Origin of the sequence: Streptococcus oralis (genome assembly GCF_001075875.1) — a bacterium.
Classification (GTDB): Bacteria; Bacillota; Bacilli; order Lactobacillales; family Streptococcaceae; genus Streptococcus; species Streptococcus oralis_I.
In genome coordinates this window covers 1-217 of record NZ_JUOS01000197.1, presented here as the reverse complement: position 1 = coordinate 217, position 217 = coordinate 1, and the positions used below count along the sequence as shown (strand labels likewise).

Here is a 217-nt window from a genome sequence, read left to right as displayed (position 1 = left end):
TTCTTCAAGATTTTCTTGAGTGACTGTCTTAGAAGCAACACTTCCTTTATCAGCGTAGTAGCCTGTCAAACCAGGTGTTGGAACTGCATCATAGTTATCCTTATTCGATGCCCATGGAGTAGATGAGAGAACTTCACCTGTTACCTTATCAAGCGTCAAGGTACGTGTCCATTGTGCATTTTGAACATTGTCAGCTGGGGCAGTTGCCTTACCGTCT

General features: G+C 43.8%; 1 protein-coding gene. It reads right to left on the bottom strand.

The annotated features are described in order from the left end of the window. A partial coding sequence (locus tag ADM33_RS11535) for a mucin-binding protein (RefSeq protein ID WP_049505054.1) occupies positions 1-217 on the bottom strand: 217 nt, incomplete at both ends.